Origin of the sequence: Pseudomonas alkylphenolica (assembly GCF_004025535.1) — a bacterium.
GTDB classification, from domain to species: domain Bacteria; phylum Pseudomonadota; class Gammaproteobacteria; order Pseudomonadales; family Pseudomonadaceae; genus Aquipseudomonas; species Aquipseudomonas alkylphenolica_A.
The window spans coordinates 123,528-149,234 of sequence record NZ_QJRG01000049.1; the positions used below are offsets into that span (position 1 = coordinate 123,528).

General features: G+C 59.8%; 28 protein-coding genes. 10 read left to right on the forward strand and 18 right to left on the reverse strand.

What is annotated here, in order from left to right; all coding sequences use genetic code 11:
* Positions 1-7 precede the first annotated feature (7 nt).
* The 6 genes from DM813_RS24060 to DM813_RS24085 are packed head-to-tail and all read right to left on the reverse strand — an operon-like array spanning position 8 to position 6,864.
* On the reverse strand, positions 8-943 hold the full coding sequence (locus DM813_RS24060) for an NAD-dependent epimerase/dehydratase family protein (protein ID WP_128325918.1): 936 nt from the start codon (positions 941-943) through the stop codon (positions 8-10).
* Positions 940-2,655, reverse strand: a complete 1,716-nt coding sequence (locus DM813_RS24065) for a thiamine pyrophosphate-binding protein (RefSeq protein WP_128325919.1) — start codon at positions 2,653-2,655, stop codon at positions 940-942. Before DM813_RS24065 ends, DM813_RS24060 begins: the two co-directional genes overlap by 4 nt.
* Positions 2,656-2,658: 3 nt before the next feature.
* Positions 2,659-3,972 carry a lipopolysaccharide biosynthesis protein RfbH gene (gene rfbH, locus DM813_RS24070; protein WP_128325920.1) on the reverse strand — a complete coding sequence of 438 codons (1,314 nt, stop codon included), beginning with the start codon at positions 3,970-3,972 and terminating at the stop codon, positions 2,659-2,661.
* Between the two features lie 29 nt (positions 3,973-4,001).
* Entirely contained in the window at positions 4,002-5,087 is a 1,086-nt protein-coding gene (gene rfbG / locus DM813_RS24075) for a CDP-glucose 4,6-dehydratase (RefSeq protein ID WP_128326427.1), read from the reverse strand.
* Position 5,088: 1 nt separating this feature from the next.
* Positions 5,089-5,862, reverse strand: a complete 774-nt coding sequence (gene rfbF / locus DM813_RS24080) for a glucose-1-phosphate cytidylyltransferase (RefSeq protein ID WP_128325921.1) — start codon at positions 5,860-5,862, stop codon at positions 5,089-5,091.
* A 12-nt stretch (positions 5,863-5,874) separates the two neighbouring features.
* Complete coding sequence (locus DM813_RS24085; RefSeq protein WP_128325922.1) at positions 5,875-6,864, reverse strand: FAD-binding oxidoreductase; 990 nt, start codon at positions 6,862-6,864, stop codon at positions 5,875-5,877.
* Between the two features lie 956 nt (positions 6,865-7,820).
* Here DM813_RS24085 and DM813_RS24090 point away from each other — a divergent pair.
* A complete protein-coding gene (locus DM813_RS24090) occupies positions 7,821-8,147 on the forward strand; it encodes a ComEA family DNA-binding protein (protein ID WP_128325923.1) in 327 nt (108 codons plus the stop codon).
* A 54-nt stretch (positions 8,148-8,201) separates the two neighbouring features.
* On the opposite strand, the gene DM813_RS24095 is transcribed toward DM813_RS24090, so the two are convergent.
* Positions 8,202-8,369, reverse strand: a complete 168-nt coding sequence (locus DM813_RS24095; protein WP_128325924.1) for a DUF2897 family protein — start codon at positions 8,367-8,369, stop codon at positions 8,202-8,204.
* 179 nt (positions 8,370-8,548) lie between these two features.
* Between DM813_RS24095 and pyrF the strand changes: the two genes are divergently transcribed.
* A complete protein-coding gene (gene pyrF / locus DM813_RS24100) occupies positions 8,549-9,250 on the forward strand; it encodes an orotidine-5'-phosphate decarboxylase (RefSeq protein ID WP_128325925.1) in 702 nt (233 codons plus the stop codon).
* Here pyrF and DM813_RS24105 read toward each other — a convergent pair.
* Positions 9,240-10,244: an NADP-dependent oxidoreductase gene (locus tag DM813_RS24105; protein WP_128325926.1), complete on the reverse strand. Its 1,005-nt coding sequence runs from the start codon at positions 10,242-10,244 to the stop codon at positions 9,240-9,242. The two genes, pyrF and DM813_RS24105, sit on opposite strands and share 11 nt — an antisense overlap.
* A gap of 229 nt (positions 10,245-10,473) precedes the next feature.
* On the opposite strand from DM813_RS24105, the gene DM813_RS24110 reads away from it, so the two are divergent.
* The gene (locus DM813_RS24110; RefSeq protein ID WP_128325927.1) at positions 10,474-11,235 is read left to right on the forward strand and encodes an SDR family oxidoreductase; all 762 of its coding nucleotides are present in this window, start codon (positions 10,474-10,476) and stop codon (positions 11,233-11,235) included.
* On the opposite strand, the gene DM813_RS24115 is transcribed toward DM813_RS24110, so the two are convergent.
* Positions 11,222-12,397: an MFS transporter gene (locus DM813_RS24115; RefSeq protein ID WP_128325928.1), complete on the reverse strand. Its 1,176-nt coding sequence runs from the start codon at positions 12,395-12,397 to the stop codon at positions 11,222-11,224. The two genes, DM813_RS24110 and DM813_RS24115, sit on opposite strands and share 14 nt — an antisense overlap.
* Before the next feature lie 113 nt (positions 12,398-12,510).
* Between DM813_RS24115 and DM813_RS24120 the strand changes: the two genes are divergently transcribed.
* On the forward strand, positions 12,511-13,932 hold the full coding sequence (locus tag DM813_RS24120; protein WP_128325929.1) for a PLP-dependent aminotransferase family protein: 1,422 nt from the start codon (positions 12,511-12,513) through the stop codon (positions 13,930-13,932).
* Here the strand turns inward: DM813_RS24120 and DM813_RS24125 are convergent.
* A complete protein-coding gene (locus DM813_RS24125) occupies positions 13,897-15,087 on the reverse strand; it encodes a benzoate/H(+) symporter BenE family transporter (protein ID WP_128325930.1) in 1,191 nt (396 codons plus the stop codon). The genes DM813_RS24120 and DM813_RS24125 overlap by 36 nt on opposite strands.
* 148 nt (positions 15,088-15,235) lie before the next feature.
* On the opposite strand from DM813_RS24125, the gene DM813_RS24130 reads away from it, so the two are divergent.
* Positions 15,236-15,838, forward strand: a complete 603-nt coding sequence (locus tag DM813_RS24130; protein ID WP_128325931.1) for a glutathione S-transferase family protein — start codon at positions 15,236-15,238, stop codon at positions 15,836-15,838.
* Positions 15,839-15,842: 4 nt separating this feature from the next.
* Here DM813_RS24130 and DM813_RS24135 read toward each other — a convergent pair whose 3' ends face one another.
* From DM813_RS24135 to DM813_RS24155, 5 genes are all read right to left on the reverse strand, one after another.
* Entirely contained in the window at positions 15,843-16,211 is a 369-nt protein-coding gene (locus DM813_RS24135; RefSeq protein ID WP_128325932.1) for a glutathione S-transferase N-terminal domain-containing protein, read from the reverse strand.
* A gap of 58 nt (positions 16,212-16,269) precedes the next feature.
* A complete protein-coding gene (gene folE / locus DM813_RS24140) occupies positions 16,270-16,815 on the reverse strand; it encodes a GTP cyclohydrolase I FolE (protein WP_128325933.1) in 546 nt (181 codons plus the stop codon).
* Between the two features lie 70 nt (positions 16,816-16,885).
* Complete coding sequence (locus tag DM813_RS24145; protein WP_128325934.1) at positions 16,886-17,443, reverse strand: Smr/MutS family protein; 558 nt, start codon at positions 17,441-17,443, stop codon at positions 16,886-16,888.
* A gap of 52 nt (positions 17,444-17,495) precedes the next feature.
* A complete protein-coding gene (locus tag DM813_RS24150; protein ID WP_128325935.1) occupies positions 17,496-17,816 on the reverse strand; it encodes a hypothetical protein in 321 nt (106 codons plus the stop codon).
* 76 nt (positions 17,817-17,892) lie between these two features.
* Positions 17,893-18,483 (reverse strand): cysteine hydrolase family protein, encoded by a 591-nt coding sequence (locus DM813_RS24155; protein ID WP_128325936.1) that lies wholly within the window; start codon positions 18,481-18,483, stop codon positions 17,893-17,895.
* A 189-nt stretch (positions 18,484-18,672) separates the two neighbouring features.
* Between DM813_RS24155 and prmB the strand changes: the two genes are divergently transcribed.
* Positions 18,673-19,581 carry a 50S ribosomal protein L3 N(5)-glutamine methyltransferase gene (gene prmB, locus DM813_RS24160; RefSeq protein ID WP_128325937.1) on the forward strand — a complete coding sequence of 303 codons (909 nt, stop codon included), beginning with the start codon at positions 18,673-18,675 and terminating at the stop codon, positions 19,579-19,581.
* A gap of 56 nt (positions 19,582-19,637) precedes the next feature.
* On the opposite strand, the gene DM813_RS24165 is transcribed toward prmB, so the two are convergent.
* Together DM813_RS24165 and DM813_RS24170 are read right to left on the reverse strand one after the other, a co-directional pair.
* Positions 19,638-20,429, reverse strand: coding sequence for a hypothetical protein (locus DM813_RS24165; RefSeq protein ID WP_128325938.1), 792 nt, complete (start codon positions 20,427-20,429; stop codon positions 19,638-19,640).
* Positions 20,430-20,535: 106 nt separating this feature from the next.
* A complete protein-coding gene (locus tag DM813_RS24170; RefSeq protein WP_128325939.1) occupies positions 20,536-21,498 on the reverse strand; it encodes an alpha/beta hydrolase in 963 nt (320 codons plus the stop codon).
* A 133-nt stretch (positions 21,499-21,631) separates the two neighbouring features.
* Here DM813_RS24170 and aroC point away from each other — a divergent pair, with 133 nt between their 5' ends.
* From aroC to DM813_RS24185, 3 genes are read left to right on the forward strand one after another with little or no spacing between them, the layout of a single operon-like run.
* Positions 21,632-22,723, forward strand: coding sequence for a chorismate synthase (gene aroC, locus DM813_RS24175; protein WP_128325940.1), 1,092 nt, complete (start codon positions 21,632-21,634; stop codon positions 22,721-22,723).
* Positions 22,724-22,761: 38 nt separating this feature from the next.
* Positions 22,762-23,907: an MFS transporter gene (locus tag DM813_RS24180; RefSeq protein WP_128325941.1), complete on the forward strand. Its 1,146-nt coding sequence runs from the start codon at positions 22,762-22,764 to the stop codon at positions 23,905-23,907.
* A gap of 9 nt (positions 23,908-23,916) precedes the next feature.
* Positions 23,917-24,435 (forward strand): 1,2-dihydroxy-3-keto-5-methylthiopentene dioxygenase, encoded by a 519-nt coding sequence (locus tag DM813_RS24185; RefSeq protein WP_128325942.1) that lies wholly within the window; start codon positions 23,917-23,919, stop codon positions 24,433-24,435.
* Positions 24,436-24,583: 148 nt separating this feature from the next.
* Here the strand turns inward: DM813_RS24185 and DM813_RS24190 are convergent, their stop codons facing one another.
* Positions 24,584-24,856 (reverse strand): DUF3509 domain-containing protein, encoded by a 273-nt coding sequence (locus DM813_RS24190; RefSeq protein WP_128325943.1) that lies wholly within the window; start codon positions 24,854-24,856, stop codon positions 24,584-24,586.
* A gap of 274 nt (positions 24,857-25,130) precedes the next feature.
* On the opposite strand from DM813_RS24190, the gene DM813_RS24195 reads away from it, so the two are divergent.
* Complete coding sequence (locus DM813_RS24195) at positions 25,131-25,655, forward strand: ankyrin repeat domain-containing protein (RefSeq protein ID WP_128325944.1); 525 nt, start codon at positions 25,131-25,133, stop codon at positions 25,653-25,655.
* Positions 25,656-25,707 lie beyond the last annotated feature (52 nt).

Sequence of the window (25,707 nt, forward strand, 5' to 3'; positions counted from 1 at the left end):
AGACCTTTTATTGTATTGGGTTCAAGTACCGTTTGATTTCACTCACTATGCCGCTGGACGATGTGTTGCCGGGGGCATAGTCAAACAGGCGCTCGGCCTTGCGGTTCAGCGAGTAATAATTGGCCTTTGGACCCGTTGCGTTAACTTTCGCCTGGTCACCCACGATGGTGTATTTCAGGCCAAACTCGTCGTGGAGCGCCGATAGCAAGTCGAACTTGTTGACAGGTGCCAGTGTGTAGCAGTCGACGACATCGTTGACGGCGGGTGCTTGCAGGATCTTGTCTATCAACTGCAGGAAGTCAGCGGGTACCAGATAGTCCCTGATCATGTCGTCTGGTGATACCTCAAGCACCGTACCGGACTGCAGTGCGCGGAGGATGTCGCTCAGGAAGAAACGTGCACCGGTTGCCTGGCGATGGCTGAAGTAACTGAACACCCTGACGTCGACGATCGCCGAGCCAGGCAGTGTCCGATGGCGACACTCAGCCAGGAGCTTGGCCGTGCCATACCAGTCCTGCGGCTGTGACGCATTGATGGCAAAGGCGGACTTCGAGGCTTCGGTGATGGGGGCCTCGAAGTTGGACCCATAGGCTGCACCGCTGCTCAGGTAGATGTACTTGCAGTCCGGTTTTTGCTCCAGGTACGACAGGGCGAGCTTGTCGTACTGCTCGGTGATGGAAAATATCGCCTCGCCCATCTGGATGGCGCGTGCCGGATCGCCCACACCGACAAAATTGATGATTGCATCAAAGTGGAGGGTGCAATCGAAGCTGGCATAGTCCAGTACCGGAAAGGACTTTTGCTCGGCAATTGCCTGAATGCCGGCGTCTAGCCTACCGGGTTCCCTCATGAACAGGGAGCAGTGGTATGCAGTGTGTTCGGCGATGCTGGCAACCAGGTCTTTCGCGATATGGCTGGTTGCCCCCAGCAATGCAATCTTCATGGGTTCAGGTCCAGCAGGGGGGACTGCTCGTGGATCGGACGACCGAACTCCAGCCGCGGTCGGCACTCCCGAGCGTCGGGCATGAGCACCTCGATGAGCATCGGCTTGCCGTCTTTGAGGAACTCGTCGACTGCTGCCTTGAACTGGCGCAGGTCGCTTGTGCTGCGTGACGCAACGCCATAGGCAGTGCCAATCGCCTGGAACTGCGAGGTGTAGCCATTCCAGTAGGTCGAAGAGTTGCGCCCTTCGAAATACATTTCCTGAAAACCACGGACCATACCGAGTGAGTGGTTGTTCATCACGATGGTCAGGATTGGCAACTGATCCCGGGCAATGATGTCCAGTTCTTGAATGTTTAGCTGGGCACCGCCGTCACCGGTGATGACAATGACCGGCTTGTTGCCGGCGTAGCACACCCCGACGGCTGCCGGGATGGCAAAGCCCATGGTGCCCAGGCCGCCAGAATGGTGCATGGATTGTTCCGCGCCCAGCCGCAGGGTGTGCGCTGCCCACATCTGGTTATTGCCGACGTCGGCGACGTAGTCGAGTGCTCGCGTACTGCAAAGCTCGTTCAGCGTGCTCATCAGGTCGAAAGGGCTGACGCCCCAACCTGCATATTCATCAACAAATGTCTGTTCGAAAATCTGCGCAAGCTGTTTGCGCCAGGCTGCAGGTGCCGGGCTCAGCTGTTGCGCATGCTCGATAAAATCGGAAAACACCGGGGCCAGCTCGGTAGTGAAGGCGTGCTGGGTGGTGACGCGATTGTTCAGTTGTGCAGGATCCAGATCGAACTGGACGATTTCTGCGTGTGGTGCAAATGATTCTGGTTTGGCGCCGGTCTGCCGGACGTCCATCCGGCTGCCAAACACCAGTAGCAGGTCGCAATGCTGTACAGCGTAATTTGCTGCGCGGGTGCCATAGGCCCCAAGCATGCCGAGGTAGTTGTCGCCAGCAGTGAGCTTCTCTGCCCCTTTCAGGCTTGCAACGTGAGGAATCCCCAGTTGCTCGACCCGTGCTAGCCACTGGGAAAAACCAGGGGTGTTGACCGCGCCGCCGCCAATCAGGAACACCGGTTTTTGGGCCTTTTCCAGCAATGCCCAAATGTTGCTGAATTCGTCGTGTTGCTGTGCTGCAGGTACTGTTTTGCCCGCCCAGCCACTCAGCAGTTCGGCGACGACGGTATCGTCGATTTCGGCGCGCTGGATGTCCATGGGGATATCCAGGAGTACAGGCCCCGGGCGTCCTTCCCGGGCAATGGCAATCGCTTTCAGGAGGCAGGGGATCAGCTCATCGACATGCGTTACCTGGTAGGCATACTTGGTGATGCTGCTGACCAGGGCAACACTGTCGAGCTCCTGGAAGCCTTGCTGGCGAATCGGCCTGTCGCCTTTGAGTTCATACGTATTGACCTGGCCGGTCAGGAACAGGCACGGGTGGCTGTCCAGCCAGCAGTCAGCGATTCCGGTGATCAGGTTGGTGGCGCCCGGTCCGCTGGTACCCAGTGCCACCCCCATGATCTTGTGATGTGTCGCACGTGCGACAGCAGATGCAGCAAAGGCAGCGCCTTGCTCATGGTGCATGGATACCAACTTGGTTTTACCGAGCAAGTTAATGCTGTCCACCAGATGGGTAATCATTCCACCGATGAGCTCAAAACCATACAGGACGTTTGTGTCTGCAAGTACTTTTGCTACTGCATCTGAAGCTTTCATAAGTTAGAAACCGATCCCGAAGAACTCTTCCAGTTTTTCACCGACGTAGTCAAAGTGCTCTTGGCCCAGCGAAGGCTGAACGCCCAGCCAGAAAGTCTGGTTCATGGTCCGGTCAGTGTTGGTCAGTTCGCCAACGACGCGGTATTCCACGTTATGGAAGTACGGCTGACGGATCAGGTTGCCGGCAAACAGCAGGCGGGTACCGATCTTGTTCTGATCCAGGAACTTGAGCAGGTCGACACGCTTGACCCCGGCACTTTCTTTCAGGGTGACCGGGAAACCAAACCACGACGGGTCGCTGTTAGGCGTGGCTTCGGCAATTTCAAGGAAGTCGTTCAGGCTGGACAGGCGCTCTTTGAGCAGCTTGAAGTTGCGTTTACGGGTTTCGATGAACTCAGGCGCGCGGTCGAGCTGCGCCAGCCCGCACGCTGCCTGCATGTCGGTGATCTTCAGGTTGTAACCCAGGTGGGCATACACGTACTTGTGATCGTAACCTTGTGGCAGACTGCCGAATTGCTGGCCGAAGCGGTTGCCGCAGGTGTCATCGCAACCCGGTGCGCAGTAGCAATCACGCCCCCAGTCACGGAACGATTCGGCAATCAGTTTCAGCTGGGCGTTGTTGGTGAACACCGCGCCGCCTTCACCCATGGTGATGTGGTGAGCGGGGTAGAAGCTCAAGGTGGCGATGTCACCAAAAGTGCCGACCAGCTTGCCGTCATAGGTCGCACCGAGTGCGTCACAGCAATCTTCGACCAGCCAGAGGTTGTACTTTTCACACAGTGCTTTGACCTTGCCCAGGTTGAATGGGTTGCCAAGGGTGTGGGCGAGCATGATCGCCTTGGTCTTGGGCGTGATGGCCGCTTCAATCAGCTCGGGGTCAATGTTGTGGGTGGCCATGTCGACATCGACAAAGACCGGGATCGCTCCGAACTGGACGATAGGGTTGACGGTGGTGGGGAAGCCGGCCGCCACACCAATGACTTCGTCGCCTTTCTTGATGGCGCGGTCGCCCAGCTTGGGGGAGGTCAGGGTGCTGAACGCCACCAGGTTGGCCGAGGAGCCGGAGTTGACGGTGATGAGGTATTTGACGCCAAGAAACTCCGCCAGCTTCTTTTCGAACTCGGCATTGAAACGGCCGGTGGTCAGCCAGCCATCAAGGGATGCTTCGACCATCAGTTGCAGTTCGCGCGCGCCAATCACCTTGCCCGAAGGTGGAATGACAGTCTCGCCACCTACAAAAGGTTTGGCTGCCAAGGCCGTCTGAGCGTAGCGCTCGACGAGCTGGCTGATTTCCTGGCGGAGCATATCGGGAGTCATAGTATTTCCTGCTTAAAGCTTTTGGTTGTTTAGGCGTCAGCAGCCATGGCTGCCATGTAGCTGTTGATTTCGTCCACGCAATGGGCGTGCATATCCTCACCTCGCAACCAGGCGTGGTGCCAGGTGACGATGCGGGTCAGTGTGGTTTCCAGGTTCCAGGTCGGCTCCCACTTCAAGTGGGATCGGGCTTTGGAGATATCCAGCTTCAGGTAGCGCGCCTCATGGGGTTGAGGGTCGTTATCCAGTTGCCAGCTCGCACCGGCACCCCACGCCTCCACCATGTGGTCGAGTATCCATTCGACAGGGCGTGCGTCTTCATCCCGAGGGCCGAAGTTCCAGCCTTGCGCAAAGGTGTGGCCCTGGTCCCAGAGGTGCTGGGCGAGGACAAGGTATCCACTGAGCGGCTCAAGGGCGTGCTGCCAGGGGCGCGTCGCTTTCGGGTTGCGAACAATGACGGGCTGCCCTTTCTCGACGGCGCGCAAAATGTCGGGAATGAGGCGATCTTCGGCCCAGTCGCCACCACCGATCACGTTGCCGGCACGCGCCGAGGCCAGTGCTGCGGCGTTTTTGGTGTTGAAAAAGGAATTGCGGTAGGCGGAGGTGATCAGCTCTACACAGCCCTTGCTGTTGCTGTAAGGGTCGTGGCCACCCATGGGTTCGTTTTCACGATAGCCCCATTCCCATTCCTGGTTTTCGTAGCACTTGTCTGTCGTGACATTGACGATTGCGCGCAGGCTCGGGCACTGACGTGCGGCTTCCAGCACATGGACAGTGCCCATGACATTGGTGGCATAGGTCTCGACCGGCTCTCGATAGGACAACCTGACCAAGGGCTGAGCGGCCATGTGGATCAGAATATCCGGATCAAAAGCCGACATGCTCTCAGTAATGGCGTGCAGATCGCGGATGTCCCCGATTTGGGAGGCCACCATGCCGTCTTCAACGCGCGCCTGTTCAAAAAGCGATGGCGTTGTCGGTGGTGCCAGGGCGAACCCTTTGACCTGCGCGCCCATGCCTTGCAGCCACAGGGACAACCAGCTGCCCTTGAACCCGGTATGGCCTGTGACGAATACCTTCTTTCCTTTCCAGAAGGCAGCTGAAACAGTCGCTTTCATATTAATCCCAGGTTTTCCAAGGTGCCTTGCCATTGAGCCACAGTTTTTCCAGCAGGTTTTTATCGTGCAGGGTGTCCATTGGCTGCCAGAATCCAGGGTGCTCGTGAGCCATCAGCTGACCGGCTGCTGCCAAGCCCATCAACGGCTCTTGTTCCCAGACGGTGCTGTCGTCGGTCAGGTATTCAAGTACCTGAGGGGACAATACAAAGAAGCCGCCGTTGATCATGGCGCCGTCGCCTTTGGGCTTTTCCTTGAAGTTGAGAACCTGGCCCTGCTTGATGTCCAGCGCGCCAAAGCGGCCTGGGGGATAGGTGGCAGTAAGTGTCGCTGCCTTGCCATGGCGCTTGTGGAAGGCGATGGTGGCGCTGATGTCCATGTCGCCGACGCCGTCACCGTAGGTGAAACAGAAGGCTTCTTCATTTCGGACGTAATCTGCCACGCGGCGCAGGCGGCCACCGGTCATCGACGAGTCGCCGGTGTCGACCAGGGTGACATTCCAGTCTTCGGCGCGCTTGTCGTGAACTTTCATGGTGTTTTCACGCATGTTGAAAGTTACATCCGACGTGTGCAGGAAGTAGTTAGCGAAGTACTCTTTGATCAGATAGCCTTTGTAGCCACAGCAGATGATGAAGTCATTGATGCCGTGCGAGGAGTACATCTTCATGATGTGCCAGAGGATTGGTTTTCCACCGATCTCGACCATAGGCTTTGGCCGCACACTGGTTTCCTCACTCAGGCGTGTCCCTAAACCGCCTGCCAGAATGACCGCTTTCATGATTGCTCCTTATCAATTTGAACTTACAAATGCATCTGAATAAAAGTGTTTGGCAGGCAGTCCCGCAGCAGTCAGTACATCGCGAGCGGAATGAATCATGTCTTCCGAGCCGCAGGCGTAGACGACCGACCGGGTGAGGTCGATGTCATCATTGATCAGTGCTGACTGAACATAGCCGGTTCGCCCTGTCCAATGGCTGTCTGCCCGCGACAATACCGGTATGAATGTGGCGTCCAGTCCCTGGAGTTGTGGCGTCCAGTAGATGTCGCTGCTTGTACGGCCTCCCCAATAAATGAAGACCTTTTTCCCTGCGGCCATCGAAGGGTTGCCAAGCAATTGTTCGAGCATGGCCTTGACCGGGGCGATGCCGGTACCGGTGGCGAGGAAAATGATGTTGCCAGCGTCTTTTTCGCGCAGGCTGAAGGTGCCCAGCGGGCCTTCAAGTCGTAGCAGATCGTTGGTTTTTGCACGGTCGAACCAGTACGCCGACATCATGCCGTTTTCGACTTCGCGAATTTGCAGCTCGAGTTTTCCGTCATCACGCTGGGCATTGGCGATTGAGTAGCTGCGACGCAGGCCAGCCTCACCGATTATGTCGAGATACTGTCCGGGCAGATAAACGAACTTGCTGTTAGGGGGAACCCTGAGGATGACTTCCACGACATTGTCGGCAAGCTTTTTGATTGTGTCGACTCTGCAGGGAAGAGTCTTTACGATTATGTCGCCGAGGGCGCCGATGTCTTCGGCATCGATCTCCACATCGCTAACGGCGCGCCGGCAGCACGTCAGGATCAGCCCTTCTGCGTGCTCATCGGGAGTCAGCGAGGTTTCGTCCTTGAGTATTTCTGTTTCACCGTAGAGCACTTTGGTCTTGCAAACCCCACAGCGCCCGGTCCTGCAGCTGTACTCGAGGGTGATGCCAGCCTGCCTGGCACTGTCGAGCATTGATATGCCAGCCTCGGAACTGAAGGTTTTCCCGTTGTGAAGTTTTACTGAAGCCATAGTGTTTACCGGTTTTTAATATTCTATTCGGGCAGTAAAGGTTGCCGTCTCCTTGCTCCAGGTCTGTAGATTCCAGGACTATAAAAAGACCACGGCCTAATTTAGACGAGGAACAGCATGGGGCAAGGTGGGGCGTGAGCAGGCAGTGGGCACAGGGCAGGAGTTGCTAAGCGACGCGATAGGGGTGACGGGCGAAGGTTGCCCATAGTGACCCGATAGGCGTGCAACCAGAGGGCTATTGTCTGCGCAATTGCTCCTTGGCGGCATCTCTGGCGTTACTTTTTGCGCTCGTTCAACAACGGGGCAAAAGACTGCTGCTGCATGGGCAGCCCCCAGAGTCTCTTGATGACATCCAATATCCATGCTCAAAGCTCACATCCATGTCGGGTTAGAAGTAGCGCCGCCAGAGAATTGAGCTTTACGCCTTCAAAGGGCGGGAGGATATCCTAGATCCCGGTTTTTCGCATCACTTGTCGCGGGTCTCGGGCGTGCCAATGGCGCGAACGGTCGACACAGGCTGTATGGGGTCGGCCACGGTAGTGTCTCGGAACTGCGGCAATGCGCACCCCGTTAAAGGTACTTGGAGGCCAGTATGATCACTGTTGCGATTAACCGTTAATCGCCAAGGGTAAATGCGGGGTAGTTGATTGTCCGCTTCAATAAAGCCGCCTTGGGTAAGGGTGGGTTGAAGCCGTTGCGTGCTGATTGTAGTGCGGCTTTTATAGCGGGCTCCATTAATTAGCGTGTGTAGTGGAAGTGATGGGGGTGAGCACGTGGAATTAAGCCTGTAAGAGTTTTCTTCAGTTTTGAACGCTACGGGATGCGAAATGCATGGCTTTGTCTGATTTGGTAAAAATTACTAGTAGTTCAGTTGTTTGACTCTTTCCCCTGCCGTTCTACGTTTGGATGGCAGCCAAGGAAAAGCTGCCTTTGCAATCACCGAAGGAGTCCTCACCATGCGCAACACCGTCCTGTCCTACCTGTTACTCCCTTTGTTCGCCAGTGCGTCCTTTACGCTCAGCGCAGCGCCCGCAACTCAACCTGTAGCACCCCCGGTCGCTATCGTTACTGCGCAACAGCCCACTGCACAACTGGACCTCAACACGGCAGACGCGCTAACCCTGCAGTCCACGCTGGCTGGCATCGGCAAAACCAAGGCCGAATCCATCGTCGCCTATCGTGAAGAACATGGTGCATTTGCGTCCGTGGACGAGCTGCTGGAGATCAAAGGCATCGGCAAGGCGCTACTCGATCGCAATCGTGACAAGCTCACTGTCAACTAGTGCTGCAAAAGGCCGGTCGATGACCGGCCTTCCTGGGGGCATTCAACATGTGTCTTAGCGATCCTGCGCATCCTTGGCATCCATTTCCGCATTGCGCTCATGCACACGCTTGAGCTGCTCCTCTGTCAACGGCAGCTTTTTGGCCGTATCACGCAGCAACATCAGGCCCCCGACAATCGAGCCGAGCGCTATCACCAATATCAACCAGGCATACCAGGGCATGGTGTTCTCCTTTGAGCGGCGAATGGCGCTGCTTCTAGAATGTGGATCGAATACATCATTCGTTAGTTCAAATTATAGGAAGGGGCCGCAACAAGAGCCAATTCACGATCACCGGGCCCCCACGGGCCGCCGCTTCGTTTACAATGCGCGCCGTTCAAGACTTGCCAAGAGACCAGCCCATGTCCGCCTGCCAGACGCCCATCATCGTCGCCCTGGATTTCCCTACCCGTGACGCCGCCCTGAAGCTGGCCGATCAGCTCGATCCCGCCTTGTGCCGGGTCAAGGTCGGCAAGGAGCTGTTCACCAGCAGCGCATCGGGTATTGTCGAAACCCTGGTGGAGAAGGGCTTCGAGGTGTTCCTCGACCTGAAATTCCACGACATCCCCAACACCACCGCCATGGCGGTAAAAGCCGCTGCAGAAATGGGCGTGTGGATGGTCAACGTGCACTGCTCCGGTGGCCTGCGCATGATGTCCGCCTGCCGTGAGGTGCTGGCCAAGCGCAGCGGCCTGCAGCCACTGCTGATCGGTGTGACCGTGCTGACCAGCATGGAGCGTGAAGACCTTGCCGGTATCGGCCTGGATATCGAGCCGCAGGAGCAGGTGCTGCGCCTGGCTGCACTGGCCGAGAAGGCCGGTATGGACGGTTTGGTGTGCTCTGCGCTGGAGGCGCCGGCACTGAAGGCGGCGCATCCGTCACTGCAACTGGTAACCCCGGGTATCCGCCCTGCAGGCAGCGCCCAGGATGACCAGCGCCGGATTCTGACGCCGCGCCAGGCACTGGATGCAGGCTCCGACTATCTGGTAATTGGTCGCCCGATCAGCCAGGCCGCCGATCCTGCCCAGGCGCTGGCGGCAGTGGTTGCCGAAATCAGGGCTTAAGCACCAGCTTGCCGAAATTTTCCCCGCTGAACAGCTTCAACAGCGTCTCGGGGAAGGTTTCCAGCCCCTCGACTACATCTTCCTTGCTCTGCACGTTGCCGGTTGCCAGCCAGCCGGCAATTTCCTGTGCCGCCTTGCCATAGTTGGCGGAATGGTCCATCACCACAAAGCCTTCCATCCTCGCGCGGTTCACCAGCAATGACAGGTAGTTGGCCGGGCCTTTGACCGCCTGCTTGTTGTTGTATTGACTGATCGCGCCACAGATCACTACCCGCGCCTTGAAGTTCAGGCGGCTGAGCACGGCATCGAGGATGTCACCACCGACGTTGTCGAAGTAAACGTCCACACCTTTCGGGCATTCACGCTTGAGGCCTTCAAGCACGTCTTCAGCCTTGTAGTCGATGACGCCGTCAAAGCCCAGTTCGTCCTTCAAGTATTGGCATTTCTCTGTGCCACCGGCGATACCCACCACCCGGCAGCCTTTGATCTTGGCAATCTGTCCAGCGATGCTTCCTACTGCACCAGCGGCACCGGAGATCACCACCGTCTCACCGGCTTTCGGCGTACCGACCTCAAGCAAGGCGAAGTAGGCGGTCATGCCGGTCATGCCCAGGGCGGACAGATAGCGTGGCAGCGGCGCCAGTTTCGGGTCGATCTTGTAGAAGCCCTGCGGCTCACCGAGAAAGTAGTCCTGCACGCCCAGGGGGCCGTTGACGTGATCACCGACGGCAAAGCCCGGGTGTTTTGAAGCGATCACTTCGCCCACGCCCAAGGCACGCATGACCTGACCGAGCGCGACCGGCGGAATATAGGATTTGCCTTCGTTCATCCAGCCACGCATGGCAGGGTCGAGGGACAGGTAGAGGTTTTTCACCAGCACCTGGCCTTCGCCGGGCTCGCCAACCGGCACCTGTTCAAAAGTGAAGTCGTCTCGGCTGACAGCACCGATCGGTCGTTTGGCGAGCAGAAAGCGGCGGTTGGTCTGGGCGGTCATGGCAGGCTCTCGGAAGTAGGACAAAGACTGTTGATAGACCCTCCCGGGCCATCCGGCAAGGTTCTCGGTTGCGGCGAATGCAGTGCAATCGATGGCGGTGATCTCGCGCTTGGCCAACAATCACCCGCGCCGATAACCCTTCAACCGGCCCCTTGATGATGCTGCCAATCGTTGTGTTCTGCTGCCTAGACTCCAAGGCACAACCCTCACTTTGTTGCAGGAGCCCATGATGACGATGACTTTTTCCGGCCAGGTAGCCCTGGTCACTGGCGGTGCGGCGGGTATTGGTCGGGCGACGGCGTTGGCCTTTGCTGCCGAAGGCTTGAAGGTGGTGGTAGCCGACCTGGATGCCGCCGGTGGCGAAGCAACCGCTGCGCTGATCCGCGCTGCGGGTGGCGAGGCACTGTTTGTGGCCTGCAATGTGACTCGCGAGGCCGAAGTACAGCAACTGTTGGCGGCTACGGTCGAGGCCTACGGTCGCCTCGATTACGCATTCAACAATGCCGGCATCGAGATCGAACAAGGGCGCCTGGCTGAGGGCAGCGAGGCCGAGTTCGATGCGATCATGGGCGTCAATGTCAAAGGCGTGTGGCTGTGCATGAAGCACCAGTTGCCGCTGCTTCTGGCCCAGGGTGGTGGTGCCATCGTCAACACCGCTTCGGTAGCAGGCTTGGGCGCGGCGCCGAAGATGAGTATCTACAGTGCGTCCAAGCATGCGGTGATCGGGCTGACCAAGTCGGCCGCCATCGAGTACGCCAAGAAGAAGATTCGCATCAACGCCGTGTGCCCGGCAGTCATCGATACCGACATGTTCCGTCGTGCCTACGAGGCTGATCCGCGCAAGGCCGAGTTCGCTGCAGCTATGCATCCGGTAGGGCGGATTGGCAAGGTTGAAGAAATCGCCAGCGCGGTGTTGTACCTGTGCAGCGATGGTGCGGCGTTTACCACGGGGCAGGCGTTGGCCGTTGACGGTGGTGCTACGGCAATTTGACTGGCGCGGTGTCGGGAGCCGCCAGGGGCTTGTTGCTGCGCAACAGAGCCTGGCCCGCGATCAAGCAACCGGCCAGCAATGCCAGGCCAAATACCCACAGCGACTGGCTGGCACCCAGCCGGTCGACCAGCAGGCCTGTAAAGATCACGGGCAAGCTGAAGCCGGTATAGGCCAGCAGGAAGAAGCCGGCATGGGCGCGTGCTTTTTCAGCACCAGCCAGTGCAGTGACGGCCGACAACCCCCCCAGATAAATGAACCCGTAGCAGGCACTGCTGGCTGCTACGGTACCCAGCAGTACGGCAAACAATTGACCACTGTTGGCCCCCCAGGTGAGCAGGGCATAGCTGCAGGGCAGCACGATCAAGCCCAGCAGGGTTGATCGGGCGGGCGCCATGCGCCGTGCCAGGGGCTGGAACAACAACCCGCAACTGATAACGCAGAAGGTCGAGAACCCCGACCAGTGGGCCATGCCATGTTGTTTGAGGATCGATGGCAGCAGAGCAATGACCAGGCCGACGCAGGCCCAGGCCAGCAGGATCGCTAGGCCATAGACCAGGCTGCCAGTGGGGTAGCAGGGCAGGCGTAGCCACGGATTTTGCGTATTGTCATGCGGGTCGGGGAGTCTCCAGACGGCCAGCAGGGCCAGGCTGGCCAGCAGCAGGTGCAGGTAGAAGCTGCCGGGGATCAGCGTTGATTCACGCATCAGGTACAGGCTGGTCATCGCCGCACCCAGGCCGAAGCCCAGCGACGTACTGGCAGTCACCCAGGTGGCGGCGTGGCGGCTGTCGTGCTCATGCATCAATTCGCTCATGTAGGCGGTGCCGGTTGCCGAGGCCAGCGCCGTGCCAGCACCCAATAACAGGCGTGCGAACCCGAGTGTTTCCAGGCCCGGCGCAACCAGCATCAGCGTGGTGGCCAGCATCGACAGGACCAGGGCGATAATGATCAGCGGCCGTCGCCCGATTCGGTCCGCCAGCCCGCCCAATAGCAACAGCACCGGTACGACGCCCACCACGTAGGCAGAAAACGCCACCGCTGTGGCGGCGACGCCTTTGCCGGACAATTCGGCATAGGCGGTGTACAGGGGCGCCTGCAAATTAACCGCGAAGGTAATCAGGCACAGGGCGAAGGCCAGTCGGGCAGGAGAACGCTGAAAAGTCATGGGGGCATCCTTGAGAGTGCCATGACTATCCGGCGATCACTCAGGGCTCACAAGGCACACTGCAGTGGGATTTATGATTAACTGTTCGAACGTAATCTTCGAACACTTTGACCATGAACCTGATTCTTGACCGCCAATCTCCCACACCGCTGGTAAAACAGTTGGCAGCCCAGTTGCAGGCCTGGATCGAACTCCGGCGTTTGCGGCCTGGTAGCCGCTTGCCCTCGATTCGCCAATTGGCGCAGGAGCAGGCCGTCAGTCGCTCGTGCGTTATAGAAGCTTACGATCGCCTGGTCGCATCAGGTGTGCTGGAGGCGCGGCATGGCGCGGGCTTTTTCGTCGCCGAACAACGTTTCAGCGAGCCGCTGCAGGACCTGCCTGTTCGCGATGAATCCTTTGACAATCGCTGGCAACAGTTCGCTGACGACCAGAACGACTTGCTCAATCTCTGTTGCGGCTGGGTACCCTCCGGTTGGCGCCCCAGCGAGGCTATCGCCCAGGCGGTGCGTCAGGTCAGCCGAGGGCCGGTCCAGGATCTGATCGACTACAGCCCGCCCATGGGGCTGGCCAGCTTGCGCAGCCAGCTGCACAAGGGGTTGGGGCAAATCGGCGTTCAGGTCAGCCCGCAACAGATACTTACCACCCAGGGCGCCAGCCACGCCCTCGATCTGCTGGTGCGCGCACTGCTCAAGCCAGGCGACAAGGTGCTGGTGGAAAGCCCCGGGTACTACAACCTGTACAGCCTGCTGCGCCAGCATGGCGTCGAGATGTTACATGTACCGCGCACCGCCAGCGGTCCCGACCTGGATGTACTTGAGGCGTTGCTCAGGCAGCATCGGCCGCGCTGCCTGTACATCAACAGCCTGTACCACAACCCCACGGGTAGCAGCCTCACCCCCAAGGTTGCTTATCGGTTGCTCGAGCTTGCCCGCGAATATGACGTGCAGATCATCGAAGACGATATCTATGCCGATTTCCAGGACGGTGCGGTCACTCGTCTGGCAACGCTGGATGCCGAGCAGCGGGTCATCTACCTCGCGAGCTTTTCGAAGACCCTGAGCAGCTCGTTGCGCATCGGCTACCTGGTGGCGGCACCTGCGTTGATTGCGCGCCTGGCCGAGCTGAAGATGGTCACCGGTCTGGGTAATTCGCGTTTTACCGAGCAGGTGGTCGCACAGTTGCTGGCGACGGGGGCGTATCGCAAAAGCGTCGCGCGCCTGCGCCCGCGCCTGGCGCAGCATATGGCCAAGGCACTGGGACAACTGGAGGCTTGCGGGTGGCAGGTGTTTACCGAACCCTACGGCGGCATGTTTGTTTGGGCACGGTGCCCGGGACGGGATTTTGCTTCGCTCAATCGTCAGGCGCTGGCCTGCTCGGTGCTGTTGGCACCGGGCAGTGCGTTTGACCCACAGGGCCGTGCGAGCGACTGGCTACGCATCAACGTCGCCTATGCCCAGGACCAGCGGGCCCAGGCGTTCTTCCAGCGTACGATGCGAGACTCAGGCGTTGCGCCAGTTGAGGATCATCAGGGTTAGCACGCCGGCGACGATTCCCCAGAACGCCGAGCCGATCGAGAACAGGGTGAAACCTGAGGCGGTGACCATGAAGGTGATCAATGCCGCTTCCCGTTCTCTGGATTCACTCATGGCCACGGTCAGGCCGTTCATGATCGAGCCAAACAGGGCCAGGGCGGCAATCGACAGCACCAGTTCTTTGGGCAGTGCGGCGAAGAGGGCGGCCAGGGTGGCGCCAAAAACGCCGGCGATACCGTAGAAGATTCCGCACCAGACCGCTGCTGTGTAGCGCTTGTTCGGGTCTTCATGGGCATGCGGCCCGGTGCAGATCGCCGCGCTGATGGCTGCAAGGTTGATACCGTGCGAGCCAAAGGGCGCCAGCACCAGCGAGGCCAGGCCGGTCACCGAGATCAGGGGCGAGGCCGGCACCTGATAGCCATCGGCACGCAGCACGGCGACACCCGGCATGTTCTGCGAGGTCATGGCCACGACAAACAGTGGAATGCCGATGCTGATGGTGGCGGCCAGGGAAAAGCTCGGCGTGGTCCACACCGGCGTTGCCACCTCCAGGCTGAAGCCGCTGAAGTCCAGTAAACCCATGGCGCCGGACAGGGCGGTGCCCACCAGCAAGGCGGCGAGCACCGCATAACGTGGCGACAGGCGTTTGATCACCAGGTAGCTGAAGAACATACCCAGCACCAGTGCTGTGCGGTGTTGGGCGGCGATGAAAATCTCGCTACCGATCTTGAACAGGATGCCCGCCAACAGGGCGGACGCCAGGGAGGCCGGAATGCGTTTGACCAGGCGCTCGAAGCTGCCGGTCATCCCGCAGATCACCACCAGCACGGCACAGGTGATGTAGGCGCCAATGGCCTCGCCGTAGCTGACCCCGCCAAGGCTGGTGATCAGCAGGGCGGCCCCCGGCGTTGACCAGGCCACCGTCACCGGCGTGCGATAGCGTAGCGACAAGCCGATGCTGCACACCGCCATGCCAATCGACAGCGCCCAGATCCACGAAGAAATCTGCGCTGTGGTCAGGCCGGCAGCCTGGCCAGCCTGAAACATCAGTACCAGCGAACTGGTATAGCCAGTCAGCATGGCAATAAAGCCGGCGACCACGGCAGAGGGCGAAGAGTCGGCCAAAGGGCGCAAGTGCGCGGACGTGGCGTCGGGCATGGGGCAATCCTTGTTCAAGGTGTAAGCAGTTTTTTCAGACTAACGCGCAGGACCTTGATTCATGCCATACAGCAGGCATTGCATTTAGCCGTACAGTCGCCAACTATGAGTGCAGGCAGGTTTGCGCAATGAACGGGGGGGAGGGGTGATGTACAAGGTTTACGGTGATTACCAGTCGGGCAACTGCTACAAGGTCAAGCTGATGCTGCATCTGCTGGATCTGCCGTACGAATGGCAGTCAGTGGATATCCTCAATGGCGAAACAGAAACGCCGGAGTTTCTGGCCATGAACCCCAACGGCAAAGTGCCGGTGCTGGCGCTTGAAGATGGCACGTACCTGTGGGAGTCCAACGCGATCCTCAACTTCCTCGCCGACGGCAGTGCGTTTTTGCCCACCGAACCGCGGTTGCGCACGCAAGTGCTGCAGTGGCAGTTTTTCGAGCAATACAGCCATGAGCCGTACATTGCCGTGGCACGCTTCATCCAGTTTTACCTGGGGCTGCCGCAAGAGCGCCTGGAGGAGTACAAAACCCTGCACAAGGGCGGCTACAAAGCCCTGCGGGTAATGGAGAAGCAGCTGCAGCTAACCCCGTACCTGGTGGGGGACAGTTACTCGATCGCCGACGTCGCATTGTACGCCTATACCCATGTTGCCCATCAGGGCGGGTTTGACCTGGAGGCGTACCCGGCAATCCAGGCATGGCTGGAACGCGTGGCCAGCCATCCCCGTCATGTGACCATGACCGGCTGAGCGATCAGGCAGCAAAACGCTTGTTGAGGTAGTCGATGATCACCTTGGACTCGTACATCCAGGTGGTCTTGCCGTCTTCGTCGATGCGCAGGCACGGTACTTTGATCTTGCCACCCTCGGTGAGCAGGGTCTGACGGTCCTGTTCGTTGTTCTTCGCGTCGCGCAAGGCCACCGGTACGTTCAGGCGGTGCAGGGTGCGGCGGGTTTTCACGCAGAACGGGCAGGCGTGGAATTGATACAGGCTCAGGCCCTTGGCCTGTTGTTCGACCTTGGCCTGGTCGGCAGGGTCGCGCTTGAGCTTGGCCGGGCGGCTGATCCAGTCACCGAAAACAATCAATTGGCCCAGGCCCACACGCAGTGCTTTGACGATCATGGCAACTCCTCGGAATAAAAAAGCCGACCACGGAAGGTCGGCTTGCAGACGGGCCTGTTTACTTGATCAGGCTGAGAAACTCGCTGCGGGTGGCGGCATTTTCGCGGAACTCGCCAAGCATCACCGAGGTGATCATGGTGGAGTTCTGCTTCTCGACGCCGCGCATCATCATGCACATGTGCTTGGCTTCGATAACCACCGCGACGCCCAGGGCGCCGGTAACTTTCTGGATCGCCTCGGCAACCTGACGGCTGAGGTTTTCCTGGATCTGCAGGCGACGTGCGTACATGTCGACGATCCGTGCAACCTTGGACAGGCCCAGGACCTTGCCATCGGGAATGTAGGCAACATGGGCCTTGCCGATGAATGGCAGCATGTGGTGTTCGCACAACGAGTACAGCTCGATGTCCTTGACCAGGACCATTTCGCTGTTGTCGGAGCTGAACAGTGCGCCGTTGGTCACTTCTTCCAGGGTTTGTTCATAACCGCGGCAAAGGTACTGCATGGCCTTCGCAGCCCGCTTGGGCGTGTCGAGCAGGCCTTCGCGGGAGACGTCCTCGCCAATCTGGCCGAGGATAGCGGTGTAGTTCTGTTCCAGGGACATGGATCTACCTGTGGGGAATTATCGCAAACGCGAAGGGTACGGCGGCTGTGGCGGCGCTGCAAGCGCGGCGTTACTCGTCGCGGCCTTCGAGCATGGTTCGTTTGAGCATCACGTATACCGCGCCGGTGCCGCCGTGGCGGGCCTGGCACGAGGTAAACCCCAGTACTTGCGGGTGTTGGCGCAGCCAGGTGTTGACGTGGCTTTTGATCATTGGCTTCTTGCCGTCCAGGCGTACTGCCTTGCCATGGGTAACCCGCACACAACGTACTTCGAAGCGGGTTGCCTCGGCGAGGAAGGCCCACAGCGTTTCGCGGGCTTTTTCCACGTTCATGCCGTGCAGGTCGAGGCTGCCTTCGAAACCGATCTGGCCGAGCTTGAGCTTGCGCATCTGGCTTTCCTGGACACCGTCACGGCTCCAGTGCAGGTCGTCTTCCGGGCCTACATCGATGACAAACTGATCCGACAGGCCATCGACTACCGTCTGATCGCTACGCACAGTGGCGGCCTGGCGCAGGCTTGCCAGCTTCTTGCGGTCGGCTTTGGGTTTGCCAACTTCGGCGCGATCGTGCGTGATCGGCTTGACGCCGCGCATTTCGCTTTTGAACAGGGAAAAATCGTCGTCTTGCATGTAAGCCTCCGCCTGGGCGGCGTAGTTTACGCGACTCCCCCGCAGGTTGCAGTCAATCGTGTTTTTTCATCAGGTGCGGTGAAAGGTTCAGTTCGCGGCTGCGGCGCAAGCGCAAACGGCTGCGTCGCCAGAACCAGATGCCGAAGTACAGCAACAGCAAGCCGACTACCAGAATGACTACGGCACCGGCCCGGTTGGCATTGAGCTCGGCCAATGCCTCGGGGTTGCCCAGCAGGCTGGCGGCGCCGGCCATGGCCAATAGCACGCCCAGGGTCGCCAGCAGCGCCGAGAAGGCTGCCGCCAAGCGCGCGCCCCAATTGCGTGGCTCACGCTGGCGCAAGCGTTTGGCATCGAAACCATCGGACAATTTCATGCCGATTTCCTCTATGGATATCCGGTTTAAGACCGAAAACCCGCAAGGTGGTTCCGCCAGCCCGTCGGATGGTACGTCAGATCAGGCTGCTGGTCGGCGCCACACATGCAAAGTTGTCAGCCATGATTGCCATTTCACTCTGCTGGATCTGTGCTGCGGGAATCACCCCGTCCTTGAACGGCAGGTCACGGGTGGCGCAGGCGTCTTCGATCAGGGTGCAACGGTAACCATAGTCCTTGGCCCGGCGTACGGTGGTGCTCACGCTCGAATGGCTCATGAAACCGCAGACGATCAGGTCCAGGTGGCCGTACTTCTGCAGGGTTTCGTGCAAGGTGGTGTTCTTGAAGGCATTGGGCATGCGCTTTTCGATGATCACCTCGTCGCCCTGGGGCTCAAGCCCGGGAATGAACTCACCGCGCGGCCCCTGGGGGTCGAACATGCCACCCACGGTGCCCAGATGGCGCACGTGGATGATCGGCCGGCCGGCCTTGCGGGCCGCGTCGAGCATTTTCGCGATGTTCTTGACCGCTTCGTCCATGCCTGACAACGCCAGTGGACCGCTGAGGTACTCTTTTTGCGCGTCGATAATGACCAGACTGGCGTTGTTCAGCTTGGCCGGTGGATAACCACGACCGCTGAGGTGGAACATCGTCATTGGAACAGACATCAAGGGCTCCTTTGGAGGGGGCTTTTCACCTATTCTCCCCTGCCTGAGCACTTATGTGAATCGCTTCGCGTACAAGCGGCGTGGTTAGTGGCCTGCAGCCATGTCGGCAAAATGCTTACACGGCGTTTTCGCCGACCTTTTCTCGAGTCGGGCTGTTAGAATTGCGCCTCGTCTTTCAAGGAGTCTGTTGTGATCACTTCTCGCCTGCGCACCCTGCGCGATCATATCCGTTGGGCTGTCAGCCGTTTCCACGAACATGGCCTGTTTTTCGGACACGGTGCCGACAACGCCTGGGATGAAGCACGATTGCTGGTACTGGGTTCGGTCCACCTGCCCTGGGAAGTTGCCGACAGCTACCTGGACTGCCAACTGGAAGACGACGAGCTGGTGCACCTGCAGCGCCTGCTCAAGCGCCGCATCGAAGACCGCGTGCCAACCGCCTACCTGCTGGGTGAGGCGTGGTTCTGCGGTCTGGCCTTCATCGTCGATGAACGCGTGCTGATTCCGCGCTCCCCCATCGGTGAGCTGATCGAAAAGCGTTTTGAGCCGTGGCTGGCCGCTGAGCCGGCGCGCATTCTCGACCTGTGCACCGGCTCGGGCTGTATCGGTATTGTCAGTGCCGAAGTGTTCCCGGAGGCCGAAGTGGTGCTGGCCGACCTATCGTTCGAAGCGCTGGAAGTGGCTAACCAGAACATTGAGCGCCATGGCCTGGAAGAGCGCGTGTACACCGTGCAGGGCGACGGTTTCGATGGCTTGCCGGGCCAGCGCTTTGACCTGATCCTGTCCAACCCGCCGTATGTCGATGCCGAAGATTTCGCCGACATGCCGGATGAATACCACCATGAACCGGAGCTGGGCCTGGCCTGTGGCAACGACGGCCTTGACCTGGTGCGGCGCATGTTGGCCGAAGCGGCGGATCACCTGACCGAGAAGGGCTTGCTGATCGTTGAAGTCGGCAACAGCCAGGTGCACGTCGAAGCGCTGTACCCGGAAGTGGATTTTGCCTGGCTGGAGTTCGAGCGCGGCGGGCACGGCGTATTTATGCTCACCGCCGAGCAATGCCGTCAGCACCAGGCGCTATTTGCTTCGAAGGTGTAACGCCCGGCGCCGGGCCGCGTAGCGGCCTGGTCTGATTCAGCAGGATCGCCACCATCTTAGCGGTGTGTGGCGATCCAGATCAGCAAGCCGGCCTGGAACACGGCGAAGGCCACCAGGCAGGTGATGGTGAATCGCAGGCCGCTGTCTTCACGGCGGTACTTGCTCACGCGCTCATCGCGCTCGCGCAACTGCGCTTCTTTTTCCTGCAGGTTCTGCTCGGCCTGCTGGAGCATCTGCGCGGCATCGAGTATCTCCACGCGCTGCAGTTTGTCGGTGCTCCAGCCAGCCTTGAGCTCTCCGACCTGGACTTCGACGTAGCGCCCCTTGAGGTGCTGCGCATCGGCATACTCGACTTCCAGACCATGGCTGTGCAGCACATGATCGCGGCGCAGGCGGGTGTCTTCGTTGAGGGCGTCCTTGTTGGCCAGGGCAGCGCCTTCGACGCGGTAGTGCGACCATTTGCGCTGGGCCCAGCTCACTGCCTGCGCCAGCATGAAGCGGCCGATGCCGCGGTTCAGCGGCTCTATCTGCAGGCCGCTGTCGGGTCCGATGTGCACGCGCTTTTCCTGGTGGTCGACCCAGATATCCAGGTGATTCTGTTCCTTGCGTACTTTCTGCCCCGGCAGCTGGATGGCCATGCGCAACAGGCTGGTGTCCTTGCTGTGCCGCTCGGCATAACCGTACTGGACGAAGCGCAGTGGTCGTGCACCACTGTTGCGGTCGGTAGGCAGCGGCGCCAGGCGCAGCATCTGGAAATGTTCCGGCGCTACATCGGCCCAAGGCAGGGGCGCAGGTTCCGGCGCGGCGTCTGGGGTTTCGGGGGCGTCCTGGTGGGCGGCTTCAGTCATCACGGCAATCCTCTTGTGCACAGCAAGCTGGACACAATCACGATGCCAGCACCGGCTTATCGGCAGAATCGTCCGGGACTGGAGGCCGAATGTACGCGAAATTCGTTCAAGCGGCGGGAAGCCTGTGGATAAAGTCGACCACGCGCTCACCCAGTTCGCTGGCTTGCGGCAATTTCGGGTTCAGGTAGCTCTCGCGTTGCTGGTTGGCAGCGGTGGGGGCAATGCGCAGCATGTGGTTCATGCCCTGGATCAGCGCGAGTTCGGCATCGGGTTTGGCCGCCTTGAGCCGCTCGGCGTTGCTGACGTCAACCTGGATGTCATGGGTGCCCTGAATGATCAGCGCCGGGACTTTAATCTTTGCAAAGGCTGCGGCCGGGTCCTGGCGCAACAAGGAAATCAGGTATGGCTGTACCGACGGGCGAAACGCGTCCTGCAAGGGGCGAGGGATATCGGTTGCGGGGCGACCGGCCTTGAGCGTGTCGAGTATTTGCGTGACCTGCTGGTTGTAGCGGCTGGGTAACTGGCCTGCCAATTGTGCGCGAAACACCTCATCAATCGGCCGGCCCGTACCTGCCACGCTGATTACCGCGCTGGCGCCACTGGAAGGCGCCGCGAGGCTGGCGATCAGGGCGCCCTCGCTGTGCCCGAGCAAAATCAGCGGGCCGAAGCGCGGGTCGGCGTTGAGCTGTTGGCTCCAGGCCACGACATCGGCGACATAGCGTTCGACGCTGAGATTGCGCTCGTTGGGCGTTGCTGCCCGACTGGCCGCCACACCGCGTTTGTCGTAACGCACGCTGGCAATGCGGTTTTTCGCCAGCACCAGGGCCAGTTGCCTGAGGTTGTCGGTGTGGGCGCCATCGGGGTTGTTGCCGTTGCGGTCGGTGGGGCCGGAGCCGGGGATGATCAGCACCACGGGTGGCGGTTGCTCGGTACGCGGCAGCAAAAGGCTGCCGTAGAGCACGCCGCTGCCGGTATCGAGACTGATCGGGCGTTGGAGCACCGTGGGTGCAGCGGCCTGGGCCAGGCTGCTGAACAGCAGGACGATTACCGCGAGAACGCGCAACATCATGAGGCCACTATCGAGGAGATGGCAGTTTGACCGGTGCTCAAGCAGAAGGTTCGCTGTCAGGGATGAACTGATTGGTTAGCCTGCGTATACTGGCGGCCTTGTTCAAATCAGGCTGATTCGCGGAGCGTCCTGCATGTCCGGCAATACCTACGGCAAGCTGTTCACTGTCACCACCGCTGGCGAAAGCCATGGTCCGGCGTTGGTCGCCATTGTCGACGGCTGTCCGCCAGGCCTGGAGATTTCCCTGGCCGACCTGCAGCACGATCTCGACCGGCGCAAGCCTGGCACCAGCCGGCACACCACCCAGCGTCAGGAAGCCGACGAGGTCGAAATCCTCTCGGGCGTATTCGAAGGGCGTACCACCGGCTGTGCCATTGGCCTGCTGATCCGCAACACCGACCAGAAGTCCAAGGACTACTCGGCGATCAAGGATCTGTTCCGCCCGGCGCATGCCGACTACACCTACCACCACAAGTACGGTGAGCGCGATTACCGTGGCGGTGGCCGCAGCTCGGCACGCGAAACCGCCATGCGCGTAGCGGCAGGCGCCATCGCCAAGAAATACCTGGCCAGCCAGGGCATCCGTATTCGTGGCTACATGAGCCAGCTGGGGCCGATCGAGATTCCGTTCAAAACCTGGGAATCGGTGGAGCAGAACGCCTTTTTCAGCCCCGACCCGGACAAAGTGCCGGAGCTTGAGGCGTACATGGACCAACTGCGCCGCGACCAGGATTCGGTCGGGGCAAAAATCACCGTGGTCGCCGAGGGCGTTATGCCTGGGCTGGGTGAGCCGATTTTCGATCGCCTCGATGCCGAGCTGGCCCATGCGCTGATGAGCATTAATGCGGTCAAGGGTGTGGAGATCGGTGCTGGGTTTGCCAGCGTCGCCCAGCGTGGTACCGAGCACCGCGACGAAATGACCCCGGAAGGTTTCCTCAGCAACAACGCCGGTGGCATTCTCGGCGGGATCTCGTCCGGCCAGCCGATCGTCGCCCATCTGGCGTTGAAACCGACCTCCAGCATCACCACTCCGGGCCGTTCGATCGATGTCGATGGCAACCCGGTCGAGGTGATCACCAAGGGCCGTCACGACCCGTGCGTGGGCATCCGCGCCACGCCCATCGCCGAGGCGATGATGGCCATCGTGCTGATGGACCACCTGTTGCGCCATCGCGGTCAGAATGCCGATGTACGGGTGAACACCCCGGTGCTGGGTCAGCTGTAATGCCCGCATTCGGCCCCTGTGCCGCGGCGTGTTGAGCCGTGGCACCGATTCCCTATTGGCGGTTGTCCAGCTTTTACCTGTTCTATTTCGCCCTGCTCGGCGCTACAGCGCCTTTCCTGGCGCTGTATTTTCATCACCTGGGGTTTTCCAGCGCGCGTATCGGTGAGCTGGTTGCCATCCCCATGTTGATGCGCTGCATCGCGCCCAATGTGTGGGGCTGGCTCGGTGACCGCAGTGGTCAGCGTTTATTGATCGTGCGGCTGGGGGCGATGGCTACCCTGGCAAGCTTTTCGCTGATTTTCTTCGATAAGAGTTACGCCTGGCTCGCGCTGGTCATGGCCCTGCATGCCTTCTTCTGGCACGCGGTATTGCCTCAATTCGAAGTCATCACCCTGGCGCACCTGCAGGGGCAGACCACTCGTTACAGCCAGATCCGCTTGTGGGGCTCCATCGGTTTCATTCTCACCGTTGTCGGCCTGGGCCGCCTGTTTGATGCGTTGAGCCTGGACGTTTATCCACAGGCGCTGGTGATAATCCTGGCGGGTATCGTGCTGGCCAGTTTCTGGGTGCCCAATGCCCAGCCACCGGGGTCGAACGAGCGCATCCCAGGCGGTTTTCTCAAGCAGCTGGCGAGCCCTGGCGTGGCTGCGTTTTATGCCTGCGTTGCGTTGATGCAGCTCAGTCACGGGCCTTACTACACCTTCCTGACCCTGCACCTGGAGCAACTGGGCTACAGCCGCGGCACCATCGGCTTGCTCTGGGCCCTGGGGGTGGTGGCCGAAGTATTGATGTTTCTGGGAATGAGCCGGATCCTGGCGCGCTTCTCGCTGCGCCGGGTGCTGATGGCCAGTTTTATCCTGGCGGCACTGCGTTGGCTGTTGCTGGGTAATTTCGCCGAATACGTGGGTGTGCTGTTGTTCGCGCAAGTGCTGCATGCGGCCACCTTCGGCAGTTTTCATGCGGCTTCCATCGCCTTTGTACAACGCAGTTTCGCTGCCCGTCAGCAGGGGCAGGGGCAAGCCCTGTACGCTGCATTGGCGGGTACCGGAGGCGCGCTCGGGGCCCTGTACTCCGGTTACAGCTGGAACCTGCTGGGCGCCGCTACCACCTTTAGTATTGCCAGCGTCGCAGCCATGGCTGCAGCCGTTATCATTGCGACCCGAATGAAAGATGCCCAGCTATAGGAATTGCCCATGAGCAGTCTGACCGTCTACCACCAGTCCACTGCGGACATTCCGAACAAGGTGCTTACTCACCTTGAGGACATTGCCGCGACCCTGGCCGAACAGGGCGTGCGCTTCGAGCGCTGGCAGGCCAGTGTGCCCCTGCAGCCGGGTGCGAGTGAGCAAGAGATCATTGCAGCTTATCGGCAAGATCTCGACAGGCTGATGACTGAAAAGGGGTACAGCCATGTCGATGTGAGCCGCGAGGCTGATGCAAGCTTGCGCGACGAGCACACCTGCACAGAAGAGCTGCTGCGTTTTTTCGCGGCAGGGCGCGGGCTGTTCAGCCTGCGTATCGAGGATTACGTGTACGCCGTGTTGTGCGAGAAGGGCGACATGATCAGCGTGCCGGCAGGCACGCGGCTGTGGGTCGATATGGGTGATGATCCCCGTTTTGTCGCCCTTCGCGTGTTCAATACGGTGGAAGGGCAAGCGGCCAGGTTCACCGGCGACAAGGTTGCCGAGTCATTCCCGCGGCTCGACGACTGACCGGCTTGCGCCGCTCCAGAACACCACGGACCTGTAGGAGCGGATTTATCCGTGAAAGGCTGCGAGCAGGCCGGTTTGACGTCTCGCATCAAGCTTTCGCGGATAAATCCGCTCCTACAGTCTGCAACCTGCCTGTGGAACGAAGTATTCAGCGATAAGTCGGTAGCGCAAACCGCTGCTGGCTCTGCAACCGGGAAATTACCGGCAGCTCACTGGCTTGTTCGGCCAGGTCACGGCGCAGGGCACTGATCGCCCAGGTCATCTGTTCGGCGCTGTGCAGCTGGCCATAAGAAATAGACCGTCTTGTCACTTTGCCATCGGCAGCCCGCAAGGTCAGCAAAATGCCGCCATCGGGACGCGCCTGAGTGGTGACGGCGTAGGCGGAGAATACCGAGGCGAATTTTTCCTGGATGAGGTCCATATCAGCTCCTGACTGTGAGTGGCAGACATGGAGTGAGAAGTGCAGCGACTGTGCCAGGCTATGCAGTTAATTAAAGTCGTTTAAAAACAATAGCTTGCAGAATTTCCTTGTAAGTCTGGCCGTGCATTGTGCATGGCCGTGCAATTTGCATCGTGCATTTTGCACAGCGCCCCGGCCAATAGATTTCTTATGTCGTGGCGATGACTTATCCACAATTGACCGCATTGGCTTACTGACCAAGACTTGAGGCTTTCCACTAGCCAGGAGGTTCCCCATGTCCGACCAACGTAGTCCCGTGAGCATGAACGACGACGAAGCAGCCGCTTTCGCAGAAGAAGTGTTCGACCGGGCGCGCCAGGGTGATGCGGTTATGCTCGGGCGCTTGCTGGACAAGGGCCTGCCCGCCAACCTGCGCAACCACAAGGGTGACAGCTTGCTTATGCTCGCGGCCTATCACGGGCATGTAGAGGCCGTGCAGACGCTGCTGGAAAAGGGCGCTGATCCGCTGATCGCCAATGACAATGGCCAGTTGCCGTTAGCGGGCTCGGCCTTCAAAGGCGACCTGGCGATGGTGCAAGTGCTGATCGAACACGGCGTGCCGGTGGATGCCAGCGCCGCTGACGGACGTACCGCCCTGATGATGGCCGCCATGTTCAACCGCACCGCCATCGTCGACTACCTGCTTGCCAAGGGCGCCGATCCGCTTCACCAGGATGCCAAGGGCATGAGTGCCCTCGATGCTGCGCTCGCAATGGGCGCGAGCGACACGGCCGCGCAACTGCAAGCGCTGCGCGGTTAACCCAAAAGGGCCTTTTGCGGCTATCCTTGGCGACTTTTTTACCGTCGCAGGG

What these genes read in the sequence shown, in the direction of transcription:
- DM813_RS24105 (WP_128325926.1), bottom strand. Translation starts at nt 10,244, where the DNA reads ATGACCGCCCAGACCAACCGCCGCTTTCTGCTCGCCAAACGACCGATC.
- folE (WP_128325933.1), bottom strand. Translation starts at nt 16,815, where the DNA reads ATGTCCCTGGAACAGAACTACACCGCTATCCTCGGCCAGATTGGCGAG.
- DM813_RS24085 (WP_128325922.1), bottom strand. Translation starts at nt 6,864, where the DNA reads ATGGCTTCAGTAAAACTTCACAACGGGAAAACCTTCAGTTCCGAGGCT.
- DM813_RS24095 (WP_128325924.1), bottom strand. Translation starts at nt 8,369, where the DNA reads ATGCCCTGGTATGCCTGGTTGATATTGGTGATAGCGCTCGGCTCGATT.
- DM813_RS24185 (WP_128325942.1), top strand. Translation starts at nt 23,917, where the DNA reads ATGAGCAGTCTGACCGTCTACCACCAGTCCACTGCGGACATTCCGAAC.
- DM813_RS24145 (WP_128325934.1), bottom strand. Translation starts at nt 17,443, where the DNA reads ATGCAAGACGACGATTTTTCCCTGTTCAAAAGCGAAATGCGCGGCGTC.
- DM813_RS24065 (WP_128325919.1), bottom strand. Translation starts at nt 2,655, where the DNA reads ATGAAAGCTTCAGATGCAGTAGCAAAAGTACTTGCAGACACAAACGTC.
- rfbF (WP_128325921.1), bottom strand. Translation starts at nt 5,862, where the DNA reads ATGAAAGCGGTCATTCTGGCAGGCGGTTTAGGGACACGCCTGAGTGAG.
- DM813_RS24150 (WP_128325935.1), bottom strand. Translation starts at nt 17,816, where the DNA reads ATGAAATTGTCCGATGGTTTCGATGCCAAACGCTTGCGCCAGCGTGAG.
- DM813_RS24125 (WP_128325930.1), bottom strand. Translation starts at nt 15,087, where the DNA reads ATGCCCGACGCCACGTCCGCGCACTTGCGCCCTTTGGCCGACTCTTCG.
- DM813_RS24115 (WP_128325928.1), bottom strand. Translation starts at nt 12,397, where the DNA reads ATGACTTTTCAGCGTTCTCCTGCCCGACTGGCCTTCGCCCTGTGCCTG.
- DM813_RS24135 (WP_128325932.1), bottom strand. Translation starts at nt 16,211, where the DNA reads ATGATCGTCAAAGCACTGCGTGTGGGCCTGGGCCAATTGATTGTTTTC.
- DM813_RS24130 (WP_128325931.1), top strand. Translation starts at nt 15,236, where the DNA reads ATGTACAAGGTTTACGGTGATTACCAGTCGGGCAACTGCTACAAGGTC.
- DM813_RS24170 (WP_128325939.1), bottom strand. Translation starts at nt 21,498, where the DNA reads ATGATGTTGCGCGTTCTCGCGGTAATCGTCCTGCTGTTCAGCAGCCTG.
- rfbG (WP_128326427.1), bottom strand. Translation starts at nt 5,087, where the DNA reads ATGAAAGCGACTGTTTCAGCTGCCTTCTGGAAAGGAAAGAAGGTATTC.
- DM813_RS24165 (WP_128325938.1), bottom strand. Translation starts at nt 20,429, where the DNA reads ATGACTGAAGCCGCCCACCAGGACGCCCCCGAAACCCCAGACGCCGCG.
- DM813_RS24195 (WP_128325944.1), top strand. Translation starts at nt 25,131, where the DNA reads ATGTCCGACCAACGTAGTCCCGTGAGCATGAACGACGACGAAGCAGCC.
- DM813_RS24060 (WP_128325918.1), bottom strand. Translation starts at nt 943, where the DNA reads ATGAAGATTGCATTGCTGGGGGCAACCAGCCATATCGCGAAAGACCTG.
- aroC (WP_128325940.1), top strand. Translation starts at nt 21,632, where the DNA reads ATGTCCGGCAATACCTACGGCAAGCTGTTCACTGTCACCACCGCTGGC.
- DM813_RS24090 (WP_128325923.1), top strand. Translation starts at nt 7,821, where the DNA reads ATGCGCAACACCGTCCTGTCCTACCTGTTACTCCCTTTGTTCGCCAGT.
- pyrF (WP_128325925.1), top strand. Translation starts at nt 8,549, where the DNA reads ATGTCCGCCTGCCAGACGCCCATCATCGTCGCCCTGGATTTCCCTACC.
- DM813_RS24190 (WP_128325943.1), bottom strand. Translation starts at nt 24,856, where the DNA reads ATGGACCTCATCCAGGAAAAATTCGCCTCGGTATTCTCCGCCTACGCC.
- DM813_RS24110 (WP_128325927.1), top strand. Translation starts at nt 10,474, where the DNA reads ATGACGATGACTTTTTCCGGCCAGGTAGCCCTGGTCACTGGCGGTGCG.
- DM813_RS24120 (WP_128325929.1), top strand. Translation starts at nt 12,511, where the DNA reads ATGAACCTGATTCTTGACCGCCAATCTCCCACACCGCTGGTAAAACAG.
- DM813_RS24155 (WP_128325936.1), bottom strand. Translation starts at nt 18,483, where the DNA reads ATGTCTGTTCCAATGACGATGTTCCACCTCAGCGGTCGTGGTTATCCA.
- rfbH (WP_128325920.1), bottom strand. Translation starts at nt 3,972, where the DNA reads ATGACTCCCGATATGCTCCGCCAGGAAATCAGCCAGCTCGTCGAGCGC.